Source organism: Microbacterium sp. Gd 4-13, assembly GCF_003095395.1.
Taxonomy (GTDB): domain Bacteria; phylum Actinomycetota; class Actinomycetes; order Actinomycetales; family Microbacteriaceae; genus Microbacterium.
In genome coordinates, this window is the sequence record NZ_QEIJ01000007.1 from 48,640 (window position 1) to 60,230 (window position 11,591).

At 66.7% G+C, this 11,591-nt stretch carries 12 protein-coding genes; 6 read left to right on the forward strand and 6 right to left on the reverse strand.

Annotated elements, in window-relative coordinates:
* A complete protein-coding gene (locus DEA06_RS12975) occupies positions 1-573 on the reverse strand; it encodes a DUF3043 domain-containing protein (RefSeq protein WP_116648434.1) in 573 nt (190 codons plus the stop codon).
* Between the two features lie 45 nt (positions 574-618).
* Between DEA06_RS12975 and DEA06_RS12980 the strand changes: the two genes are divergently transcribed.
* From DEA06_RS12980 to DEA06_RS13005, 6 genes are all read left to right on the forward strand, one after another.
* Positions 619-2,013: a dipeptidase gene (locus tag DEA06_RS12980; protein ID WP_116648435.1), complete on the forward strand. Its 1,395-nt coding sequence runs from the start codon at positions 619-621 to the stop codon at positions 2,011-2,013.
* A 69-nt stretch (positions 2,014-2,082) separates the two neighbouring features.
* On the forward strand, positions 2,083-2,448 hold the full coding sequence (gene erpA, locus DEA06_RS12985; protein ID WP_116648436.1) for an iron-sulfur cluster insertion protein ErpA: 366 nt from the start codon (positions 2,083-2,085) through the stop codon (positions 2,446-2,448).
* A gap of 213 nt (positions 2,449-2,661) precedes the next feature.
* Positions 2,662-3,558 carry a cytochrome c oxidase subunit II gene (gene coxB / locus DEA06_RS12990; protein ID WP_116648546.1) on the forward strand — a complete coding sequence of 299 codons (897 nt, stop codon included), beginning with the start codon at positions 2,662-2,664 and terminating at the stop codon, positions 3,556-3,558.
* A 5-nt stretch (positions 3,559-3,563) separates the two neighbouring features.
* Complete coding sequence (gene ctaD, locus DEA06_RS12995; protein WP_116648437.1) at positions 3,564-5,330, forward strand: cytochrome c oxidase subunit I; 1,767 nt, start codon at positions 3,564-3,566, stop codon at positions 5,328-5,330.
* Positions 5,331-5,762: a cytochrome c oxidase subunit 4 gene (locus DEA06_RS13000; protein ID WP_116648438.1), complete on the forward strand. Its 432-nt coding sequence runs from the start codon at positions 5,331-5,333 to the stop codon at positions 5,760-5,762.
* 4 nt (positions 5,763-5,766) lie between these two features.
* Positions 5,767-6,555, forward strand: a complete 789-nt coding sequence (locus DEA06_RS13005) for a protein phosphatase 2C domain-containing protein (protein ID WP_116648439.1) — start codon at positions 5,767-5,769, stop codon at positions 6,553-6,555.
* Here DEA06_RS13005 and DEA06_RS13010 read toward each other — a convergent pair.
* From DEA06_RS13010 to DEA06_RS13030, 5 genes are all read right to left on the reverse strand, one after another.
* Positions 6,525-6,974, reverse strand: coding sequence for a rhodanese-like domain-containing protein (locus tag DEA06_RS13010; protein ID WP_116648440.1), 450 nt, complete (start codon positions 6,972-6,974; stop codon positions 6,525-6,527). The genes DEA06_RS13005 and DEA06_RS13010 overlap by 31 nt on opposite strands.
* Before the next feature lie 159 nt (positions 6,975-7,133).
* Positions 7,134-8,900 (reverse strand): cytochrome bc complex cytochrome b subunit, encoded by a 1,767-nt coding sequence (locus DEA06_RS13015; RefSeq protein WP_240606955.1) that lies wholly within the window; start codon positions 8,898-8,900, stop codon positions 7,134-7,136.
* 89 nt (positions 8,901-8,989) lie between these two features.
* The gene (locus tag DEA06_RS13020; RefSeq protein ID WP_116648442.1) at positions 8,990-10,069 is read right to left on the reverse strand and encodes a Rieske 2Fe-2S domain-containing protein; all 1,080 of its coding nucleotides are present in this window, start codon (positions 10,067-10,069) and stop codon (positions 8,990-8,992) included.
* A gap of 45 nt (positions 10,070-10,114) precedes the next feature.
* Positions 10,115-10,918, reverse strand: a complete 804-nt coding sequence (locus tag DEA06_RS13025; protein WP_116648443.1) for a cytochrome c — start codon at positions 10,916-10,918, stop codon at positions 10,115-10,117.
* Between the two features lie 19 nt (positions 10,919-10,937).
* The gene (locus tag DEA06_RS13030) at positions 10,938-11,567 is read right to left on the reverse strand and encodes a heme-copper oxidase subunit III (protein WP_116648547.1); all 630 of its coding nucleotides are present in this window, start codon (positions 11,565-11,567) and stop codon (positions 10,938-10,940) included.
* Positions 11,568-11,591 lie beyond the last annotated feature (24 nt).

The following is an 11,591-nucleotide window of genomic DNA, read 5'->3' on the forward strand; positions in this document are numbered from 1 at the left end:
TCAGACCGGGTAGCCGCCGCGCTTGACCTGGGGCTTGGGCAGGCGCATGAAGCGCATCTGCACGGTGCGCATCGCCGCGTACCAGCCGAGGCCCTTCTCCATGCGGGCCTCGCCGAACTTGTTGCGGGCTTCCTTCTTCACGCGGCGCCCGGTGAGCACCATGTCACCGATCGTCAGCAGCACGAAGACCATGAGCACCGGGTAGGCGAAGAGCTGGATGTAGACGTTCGGGATCAGGGTGAACAGGATCACGAGGATCGCCATCGGCATGAGCGCCTCACCGAGGTGCCAACCGGCGTCGACCCAGTCACGGGCGAACCGGCGCTGCGGGCCCTTGTCGCGCAGCGGGAGGTACTTGTCCTCACCGGCTGCCATGCCGGCTCGAGCGCGGTCGCGTGCGACGGCGAGTTCGGCGCGGGCGCGGGCGCGGGCTTCCTTCGTGTCGGCCACGAGCGGGCGCTTGCGCGCGGCCTCCTGCTCGGCGCGCGTGGGCGTTGCGCGGCCCTTGCCGCTGCCGGAAGCGAACTCCTCTTCGGGAGCTTCGTTCGATGCGGGGGCGGGGGACTTGGCCACGGTGAACCTCGAAAACGTCGTTGCGGGAGCCTTAAGATTACCCGCATGACCCCCGAAACTTCCCGACAGGACGCTGTGCGCTCCGCCGCGACCGAAGGTATCCCGACCGCTCTCGCCGATCTCGGCGCCCTGGTGCGGATCCCGTCCATCGCCTGGCCGGCGTTCGACCAGACGCAGCTGGAGCGCAGCGCCGAGGCCGTGGCGGATCTCGCCCGTGAGATCGGGGTGTTCGATTCCGTCGAGATCGCCCGCGCGGCGATCCCCGGAACCGACGAACTCGGCCAGCCCGCCGTCCTCGCGGTCCGCCGCGCGCGCAACGGCCGCCCGACCGTCCTGCTCTACGCCCACCACGACGTGCAGCCCCCCGGAGACGAGTCGCTCTGGGAGTCGCCGCCGTTCGAGCCGACGGTGCGCGGCGGCCGCCTCTACGGTCGCGGTGCCGCCGACGACAAGGCCGGCGTCATGGCGCACCTGGCCTCCCTGCGCGCGCTCACGGCCGCCGTTGGGGGCGACTTCGACCTCGGTGTCGCGCTCTTCATCGAGGGGGAGGAGGAGTACGGTTCGCGCTCGTTCGCGACGTTCCTCTCCGACCACGCCGACGTGCTGCGCTCCGACGTGATCGTCGTGGCCGATTCGGGCAACTGGGACGAGAAGACCCCGGCCCTCACGGTGTCCCTCCGTGGCAACGCGCGGTTCACGCTGCGCGTGCGCACGCTCGACCACGCCTCGCACTCGGGCATGTTCGGCGGCGCCGTCCCCGACGCGATGCTCGCCACGGTCAAGCTCCTGGCGACCCTGTGGGACGACGACGGCGCGGTCGCGGTCGAGGGATTGCAGGAGAGGGATGCTGCCACCCCCGACTACACGGAGCAGACGCTCCGCTCGGAGACGGGGCTCCTCGACGGCGTCTCGCCGATCGGTACGGGCTCGTTCCTCGGCCGCATCTGGAACAAGCCGTCCGTGACGATCACGGGCATCGACGCCACGAGCGTGGAGGCGGCGTCGAACACGCTCGCGCCCGAGACCTCGGTCGTCATCAGCGCGCGCGTCGCGCCCGGGCAGCGCGCGGAGGACGCCTATGCCGCGATCGAGGCGCACCTGCGCGCGCACGCCCCCTTCGGAGCGCAGCTCGAATTCACCGACGTCGACTGCGGTGACGCGTTCCTCGTCGACACCAGCGGATGGGCCGTCGACGACGTGCGCGACGCCTTCCGCGAAGGGTACGGCGTCGAGCCGGTCGACGTGGGCGTGGGCGGTTCCATCCCGTTCATCGCCGACCTGGTCCGCGAGAACCCCGGCGCGCAGATCCTCGTCACCGGCGTGGAAGACCCGCACTCCCGGGCGCACAGTCCGAACGAGTCGCTGCACCTCGACACCTTCCGCAAAGCCGTGGTGTCGGAGGCGCTCCTGCTCGAGAAGCTCGACGCGCGGACGATCTGATCGAGCCCGCGCCGCCGGGGGCGGCGTACAATTGCAGCATCCGTTCGCCCCACACGCCTGAGGAGAGTCATGACCGACACTGCCCTGTCGACCGAGCCGACCGTCCGTGACCACGGTGTGTCGCTGACCGATACCGCCGCCGAGAAGGTCAAGAGCCTGCTCAGCCAGGAGGGTCGCGACGACCTCCGCCTGCGCGTGGCGGTCCAGCCCGGCGGCTGCTCCGGACTCATCTACCAGCTCTACTTCGACGAGCGCTTCCTCGACGGCGACAAGGCCGTCGACTTCGACGGTGTCGAGGTCATCGTCGACGACATGAGCGTCCCGTACCTCGACGGCGCGAAGATCGATTTCAAGGACACGATCTCCGAGCAGGGCTTCACCATCGACAACCCGAACGCTGCGGGCAGCTGCGCCTGCGGCGACTCGTTCCACTGAGACGAGCCCGCGGCCGTCAGGCCGTTCGACGTCGAGAGATCTCGACGTCCCGTCGATAGCAGACGACACGCGCAGACCCGCGGAAGTGCCCGGAAATCCGGCGGCTTCCGCGGGTTTCGTCGTTTCGTACCTGAATGCTTGGCCCGAGAACCATAAGAGGTTGCTCTAGACTGAGACAGCAATATTCTCGACCCGGAAAGGTGCACTGTGCCCTTGAAGACAGCGCCCTCCAGACGACGCCTCCGCCTGGCCGCACTTCCCGTCGGGATCGCCACGGCGCTCGTCCTGGCCGGCTGCACGACGACCGAGCTCAACGGGTTCCTCCCCGGCTTCACCGATGACGGTGTGCAGGCGACGAACCACACCGAGATGATCTCGGGCCTGTGGGTGAACTCCTGGCTCGTCCTCCTCGCGGTGGGCATCGTGACCTGGGCCCTCATGCTCTGGTCTGTCATCGTGTACCGCCGCCGCAAGGGCCAGACCGGTCTCCCCGTGCAGTTGCGCTACAACATGCCGATCGAGATCTTCTACACCGTCGTACCCCTGATCCTCGTGGTCGGCTTCTTCGCGTTCACCGCGCGTGACCAGACCATCCTCGAGACGCAGTACGACGATCCCGACGTCTCGATCACCGCGTTCGGCAAGCAGTGGGCGTGGGACTTCCAGTACAACGGCGACCGCGAGGACAACTCCGACGCCGTCTGGACGATGGGCGTCCAGGCCGAACCCGCCTCGAACGGCGACGTCGACCAGGAAGCACTGCCGACGCTGTACCTCCCGGTGAACAAGACCGTGAAGATCGAGCTGCAGTCGCGCGACGTGATCCACTCCTTCTGGATCATCGACTTCCTGTACAAGAAAGACATGTACATCGGTCGCGACAACTACATGTCGTTCATGCCGACGCGCGAGGGAACCTACGCCGGCAAGTGCGCCGAGCTCTGCGGCGAGTACCACTCGGCGATGCTTTTCAACGTCAAGGTCGTCAGCGAGACGGAGTACGAGAGCTACCTCTCGACCCTCCGTTCCGACGGACAGACCGGCGACATCGATGACGCCTACGACCGGTTGCAGAACAACACCGGCTTCGGCACTGCTGTGGAAGGTTAAGGCTGATGACGACCACACTTCCCCCGGAAGAGGCGACGGGCCCGTCGCGTCCGACGACTCTTCCCCCTCGGCAGGCGGCGCTGCTCACCTCCTCGCGCATCGAGCAGAAGGGCAACGTCTTCGTCAAGTGGATCACCTCCACTGACCACAAGACCATCGGGTACATGTACCTGATCGCCTCGGTGATCTTCTTCTGCCTCGGCGGCGTCATGGCGCTGATCATCCGCGCCGAGCTCTTCGAGCCCGGCATGCAGATCGTGCCCACGAAAGAGCAGTACAACCAGCTCTTCACCATGCACGGCACGATCATGCTCCTCATGTTCGCGACGCCGTTGTTCGCTGGCTTCGCGAACGCGATCCTGCCGCTGCAGATCGGCGCACCCGACGTGGCGTTCCCGCGTCTGAACTCCTTCGCCTTCTGGCTCTTCCTCTTCGGCTCGACCATTGCGGTCGCCGGCTTCCTCACCCCGGCCGGTGCGGCAGGCTTCGGGTGGTTCGCGTATCAACCGCTCGCGAACGCCAGCTTCTCGCCCGGCGTCGGAGGAAACCTCTGGATGCTCGGCCTCGGCATGAGCGGGTTCGGAACCATCCTCGGAGCGGTGAACTTCATCACCACGATCCTGACGATGCGTGCCCCGGGTATGACGATGTGGCGCATGCCGATCTTCACGTGGAACACGCTGATCACCAGCATCCTGATCCTTCTCGCGTTCCCCGTGCTGGCCGCCGCGATCTTCGCCGCCGCCGCCGACCGCGTTCTGGGTGCGCACATCTACGATCCGCAGAACGGTGGTGTTCTGCTCTGGCAGCACCTCTTCTGGTTCTTCGGACACCCCGAGGTCTACATCATCGCGCTGCCGTTCTTCGGCATCGTGTCGGAGATCTTCCCGGTCTTCAGCCGCAAGCCGATCTTCGGCTACAAGACGCTCGTCTACGCGACGATCGCGATCGCCGCCCTGTCGGTGGCCGTCTGGGCCCACCACATGTACGTGACGGGCGCGGTGCTGCTGCCGTTCTTCGCGCTCATGACGATGCTGATCGCCGTGCCTACCGGTGTGAAGATCTTCAACTGGATCGGCACGATGTGGCGGGGCTCGGTGACCTTCGAGACGCCGATGGTCTTCGCCCTCGGCTTCCTCCTCACCTTCGTCTTCGGTGGTCTGACCGGCGTCATCCTCGCGTCGCCGCCGCTGGACTTCCACCTGTCCGACTCCTACTTCGTCGTCGCCCACTTCCACTACGTGGTGTTCGGCACGGTCGTGTTCGCGATGTTCGCCGGCTTCTACTTCTGGTGGCCGAAGTGGACGGGGCGGATGCTGAACGAGCGTCTCGGCTTCGTGCACTTCTGGATGCTGTTCATCGGCTTCCACATGACGTTCCTCATCCAGCACTGGCTGGGCGTCGACGGCATGGTGCGTCGCTACGCCGACTACTCGGCAGCCGACGGCTGGACCTGGCAGAACCAGGTCTCGACCGTGGGTGCGATGATCCTCGGTGCGTCGATGATCCCGTTCTTCCTCAACGTCTGGATCACCTCCCGCAAGGCTGCCCGGATCACGGTCAACGACCCGTGGGGTTACGGCGCATCGCTCGAGTGGGCGACGTCGTGCCCGCCGCCGCGTCACAACTTCACGTCCATCCCGCGCATCCGCAGCGAGCGGCCCGCGTTCGACCTGAACCACCCCGAGGCCGGCATCCCGGTCGGCGTGGGTCCGGCGAAGGATGCACCCGAAGCGCCGGTCGTCGATGCGGACCAGGGAAAGGTCAAGTAAGTGCGTACGAACGTCGGTCTCTGGTGGATGCTGTCCGCCTTCTTCCTCCTCCTCGCGGTCGTCTACACCGTGTGGTCGCTGCTCTACTATCAGGGTGATTTCGTCAACCGCGTCGAGTGGGTCGGCTCGACGGCGCTGCTGTTCACCTCGATCATGTCCGCGCTCATCGCGTTCTACGTGCAGCACGTGCACCGTGCGCAGGGAGGCGAGCTCCCGGAGGACGTGCTCACCGCCGACATCGACGACGGAGACCCCGAGCTCGGCGAGTTCAGCCCATGGTCGTGGTGGCCGCTCGTGCTGGCGGGGTCCGCCGCCGTAGCGGTCCTGGGTCTGGCTGTCGGCACGTTCTTGATGCCCATCGGGCTTGCTCTGTTCGCTGTCGCCATCGTCGGCTGGGTGTTCGAGTACTACCGCGGGTACTTCGCGCGCTGACCTCGTGCCCATCCGGCTGAGAGCGGCCGCCGTCTCCGATGTCGGCGTTCACCGCGAGACGAATCAGGATGGGGCGTTCACCGCACCCTGGGGAGCAGCGGTCGCCGACGGCGTCGGGGGCGGCCCGTCGGGCGATCTCGCGTCAGCCGCCCTCATACATCGGTTGGTGGCAGAGGGAGCCATGATCCCCGACCCTGAGACGCTGGTCGTCCGCATTCGCGAGGCGAACTGGGACATCCGCGCCCACGTGGAGCGCGACCCCGCCCTGCGCGGCATGGCGACCACCTTCACGGGTCTTTTCCTCGGAGCCGCCGGCGATCTGCTGGTGGCTCACACGGGCGACTCTCGCGCCTACCTGCTGCGAGACGGCTGGTTCACGCGCGAGACCCGCGATGACTCGTACGTGCAAGCGCTGGTGGATCACGGGCTCCTCGCCCCCGAGGCCGCAGCATCGCACCCCCGACGCAACATCATCACGGCGTCGCTCGGGGGTGGCGAGGACGACACGATCTCGGTGCTCGAACGCCAGCCTGTCGTCGGAGACCGGTGGCTGCTGTGCAGCGACGGCCTGACCGATTACGTGCCGGAGCTCGACATCGTCGAACTGCTGCGCTCGGCCGGTACCGCGGTCGACGCCGCGGCCGACATCGTCGCTCTCGCTCTCGAAGCCGGCACGCGCGACAATGTGACGGCCGTCGTCTGCGATGTCGTCGACACCGAGGCGGGGGCGGAGCCCCCCGTCTTCTACGGCTCCGCCGGCCGCTACTTCACCGAGGACGTCGAAACGGCCTGAACGCGGCCTTCGCGCGCGGTCCTCACCACAGTGACGAGCGGGTCGAAGACACGGGGGAGCGGACCGTCGTCGTCTTCGGTGGGTTGTCCCTCGCGCACCCAATACTCGTACCCGCCGATCATCTCCTTCACGGTGAATCCGAGTTGAGCGAACGCGAGGGCCCCCCGCACGCCGCCGTTGCAGCCGGGGCTCCAGCAGTACACGACCACGGGGATCGCGGGGTCGAGCTCATCGAGCGCCCGGGACGATATCTCAGCGTGGGGGAGGTGCAGGGCCCCGCTGATGCGTCCCTGGCGCCAGGCCTCGTCGTTGCGGACGTCGACGAGCACGACGTCGCGGCCGGCGCGCTGGTCGGCGTAGACGTCGGCGGGATCAGTTTCGTGCGCAAGCCGGGCGACGAAGAAGGCGGGGTCGGTCATGGTTCGACGTTAGGGCCCGCGTGAGCGCGGCACGAGCGGCCGAGGTGCCAGTCGCCGCAGGATTCCTGACACGGCGGAGGACGGGGGGAGGGGGAGAACGGCGAATGCCCCGGCCCTCGCCTCAGAAGAGGCAGGGACGGGGCATTCGGATCGGGAGGACTACTTCTCGTCGTCCTTCTGAGGATCCTTCTTCTCGGACGAATCGGTCTCGTCGAGGATCTTCGGGGCGCGCATCTCCACGTCGGCGCGCTCGTCATGCGGTGCCATCGCGGGACGGCCGTCTTCGGCTGCGCGCTCGCGAGCGCCCTCGATCTCACGCGCCTCTTCGTCGGCGAGGTGCTCGATCTCATGGTGCTGATGCGCGGCCGCGGCGTCGAGTTCGGCCTGCGAGAGCGGTGCAAGGCGGTCTTCGAAGAACCAGCGCGAGATGCCGGCACGAAGGTTCTCGTGCCATGGGATCTGGCCCTTGGCGTTCGGTCGCACGACGAGCGGCTCATAGCCGTCGTTCGAGACGAGCTTCCACCGGTCGAACTCGTCGACCGGCTGGTGCACCTCGATGTACTCGCCACCGGGGAGGCGGACGATACGGCCCGACTCGTAGCCGTGCAGGACGATCTCGCGGTCCTTCTTCTGCAGCGCGATGCAGATGCGCTTGGTGACGAAGTAGGCGATGATCGGGCCGATGATCAGCAGGGCCTGCAGGGTGTGGATGACGCCCTCCATCGTGACCCAGAAGTGCGTCGCGATGATGTCGGACGATGCCGCTGCCCACAGCACGGCGTAGAACGTGACGCCGGCGGCGCCGATCGCGGTGCGGGTCGCGGCGTTGCGCGGACGCTGGGCGATGTGGTGCTCGCGCTTGTCGCCCGTGACCCACGCCTCGATGAAGGGGTAGATCATGACGAGAACGATGAACAGGCCCAGGACGGCGAGCGGCAGGATGATGTTCCACGAGAAGGTGTGGTCGAACAGCACCGTCTCGAGGTGCGGCGGCACCAGACGCAGCGCTCCGTCGGCGAAACCGATGTACCAGTCGGGCTGCGTACCCGCTGACACCGGCGACGGGTCGTAGGGGCCGTAGTTCCAGATCGGGTTGATCGTGAACATCGCAGCGATCGTGACGATCACACCGAAGACGATGAAGAAGAATCCACCCATCTTCGACGCGTACACCGGGAGGATCGGGTAGCCCACGACGTTGCTGTTCGTGCGGGCGGGGCCGGCGAACTGCGTGTGCTTGTTGACGATCATCAGCATGAGGTGCACGGCGAGCAGCGCCACGAGGATCGCCGGGAGCAGCAGGATGTGCAGCGTGTAGAGGCGTCCGACGATCGCCGTGCCCGGGAACTCTCCACCGAACAGGAGGAACGAGATCCAGGTGCCCACGAGCGGGATGCCCTTGACCATGCCGTCGATGATGCGCAGACCGTTGCCGGAGAGCAGATCGTCGGGGAGCGAGTAGCCGGTGAAGCCCTCTGCCATCGCGAGGATGAAGAGGATGAAGCCGATCACCCAGTTGAGCTCGCGGGGCTTGCGGAACGCACCCGTGAAGAAGACGCGCAGCATGTGCACGCCGATGCCGGCGATGAACGTGAGAGCGGCCCAGTGGTGGATCTGCCGGACGAGCAGACCGCCGCGCATGTCGAACGAGATGCGCAGTGTCGAATCCATCGCGGCCGACATGGCGATTCCGCGCATCGGCTCGTAGGCGCCGTCATAGTGCGTCTCGACCATGGAGGCCTGGAAGAAGAACGTCAGGAACGTTCCCGACAGCAGCACGACGACGAAGCTCCACAGAGCGACCTCGCCGAGCATGAACGACCAGTGGTCGGGGAAGATCTTGCGCCCGAGCTCCTTGACGAGGCCCGAGATGCTCGTGCGCTCGTCGAGGTAGTTGGCTGCGGCGCCGACGAAGCGGCCGCCCAGCGGCTTGCCGTCGCGCCCGGCCTCGGGCTTCGGCGTCTCGGTCACCGCCGGCTCGAGGGTGACGTTATCGGTGGGGTGAGATCCGGTACTCAATGACGCTCCCAGAAGCTCGGTCCGACGGGTTCGGTGAAGTCGCTACGAGCGACGAGGTAGCCCTCGTCGTCGACGGTGATGGGCAGCTGCGGCAGCGGACGAGCGGCGGGCCCGAAGATGACCTTCGCGCCGTCGGCCACGTCGAACTGCGACTGGTGGCAGGGGCACAGCAGGTGGTGGGTCTGCTGCTCGTAGAGGGCGACGGGGCAGCCGACGTGCGTGCAGACCTTGGAGTACGCGACGATGCCGTCGTACGACCAGTCCTTCTTGTCATCGGCCTCGGTGAGCTGCTCGGGGAGCATGCGCATGAGCAGCACGATCGCCTTGGCCTTCTCCTCGAGGTACCCCTCGTCGTGGCCGAGGTCGGCGAGCTCTTCGGGGATGACGTGGAAAGCGGAACCGAGGGTGACGTCCGCGGCGCGGATGCGACGACCCGACGGGTCGTGAGCGAGGTGCGAGCCCTCTTTCCACATCGTGTGGCTGAGGAGCGCCACCGGGTTGCCCGCGATCGGGTTCTCGGGGGAGTTCTCCGGTGCCAGGCCGCGGAAGAGCGTGATGCCGGGGATGACCGAGGCGACGAGCGCGGCGAAGAGGGAGTTGCGGATCACCTCGCGGCGTCCGAAGCCCGACTCCTCGTTCGCGTCGACGAAGACGTTGATGGCGCCTTCACGCGTCGCATCGCGACCACGCGTCGCGTGACGCGGCTCGATGTACTCCTTGTCGGACATGACGGCCTTCGACCAGTGGATCGCGCCGATGCCGATGGCCAGCAGGGCGAAGCCGATGCCGAGTCCGATGAAGAGGTTGTTGTTGCGGATGTCGATCATCTCGCCCGACTCGATCGGGAAGATCATGTAGGCGATGCTGGCCCAGAGGCTGGCGGCGACCGACAGGTAGAACAGCGTGTAGACCGTGCGGACCGCGCGGCGCATGGCCTTGGGGTCCTGGTCGGTGACGCGGTGACGGTGGGGCGGCAGCTCCGTACCCTGCACGGGGTCGGGCACCACGACAGCGAGCCCGGAGGCGGGCTTCCATGAAGCCCTCTCGTGCTCGAGCGCGTCTTCCTCGTGTGCCATGTTGCTCCTCGTGCGTGTGATGTGTCGTGCGGGCGTCGGTCGAAACTAGTTCGACTTCGCCGTGATCCAGACGGTGAGGGCGATCAGCGAACCGATGCCGAACACCCAGATGAACAGGCCCTCGGAGACGGGACCCAGCGAACCCAGCGTGAAGCCGCCGACGGACGGGCTCTCCTGGTTGTACAGCAGGTAGGAGATGATGTCGCGCTTGTCTTCGACGGTCAGGTTCAGGTTGTTGAAGACGGGCATGTTCTGCGGGCCCGTGACCATGGCGGCGTACATGTTCACCGGGGTCGTGGTGTGCAGGTTGGGGGCGTACTTGCCCTCGGTCAGCGCACCGCCGGCGCCGGCGACGTTGTGGCACATCGCGCAGTTGATACGGAACAGCTCGGCACCGTTGGCCAGGTCGCCTTCACCGTCGAGAGTCTCCTCGTCGGGGAATGTCGGGCCCGGAGACGTCGACTGGACGTACTTGCCGAGCGCGTCGATCTGCTCCTCGGTGAACTGAACGGGCTTCTGCGGTGCCTGCGGGGCCTGCGCCTGCAGCGGCATGCGTCCGGTCGAGACCTGGAAGTGCACCGACAGCTCACCGGCGCCGTACAGCGACGGCCCGGCTTCGGACCCCTGCAGGTCCATACCATGGCAGGTTGCGCAGTTCGCCTGGAAGAGCTTCTGTCCGTCTTCGACCGTCAGCGTGGACGTCGTCGCGGAGGTGTCGTCGGTCGCGGCCATCGCCGCGGACGCACCGGCGTAGATGCCGCCGGTGAGGAGCAGGCCGATGCCGATGAGTGCGGCCGCTGCCAGGGGGCTTCGGCGGCCGTTAGAGCGGCGCTTCTTCTCTCGTGCCATGTCGGGGTGCAGCTCCGCTCTATTTCAGGAAGTAGATGACAGCGAACAGGGCGATCCAGACCACGTCGACGAAGTGCCAGTAGTACGACACGACGATCGCGGTGGTCATCTCTTTGCGCCCGAAGTTCTTCACGGCGTACGCGCGGCCGATGACGAGGAGGAAGGCGATGAGGCCGCCCGTCACGTGCAGGGCGTGGAAGCCGGTGGTCAGGTAGAAGGCCGACGCATATGCGTTGGCGGTGATGGGCATGCCCTCGGCGACGAGCTGGGCGTACTCCCACACCTGTCCGGAGACGAAGATCGCGCCGAGCGCGAAGGTGAGGAAGAACCACTCGACCATGCCCCAGCCGAGGATGCCGCGCTTCTTCGTCGAGTAGGGCTGGTACCGCTCGGCGGCGAACACGCCCATCTGGCAGGTCACCGACGACAGCACGAGGATGATCGTGTTGCCCAGCGCGAACGGAACGTTCAGTAGCGCGCTCTCCTGCTCCCACAGACCGGAGGAGGTGCTGCGCAGCGTGAAGTAGATGGCGAACAGGCCGGCGAAGAACATGACCTCGCTGCCGAGCCAGACGATGGTGCCCACGGCAACCGGGTCCGGCCGCTTCACGGAGCGCAGAGCCTGGGAGTATGTCGCTGGGGTCGTCACCTGACCATTATGGACGATTTCGGC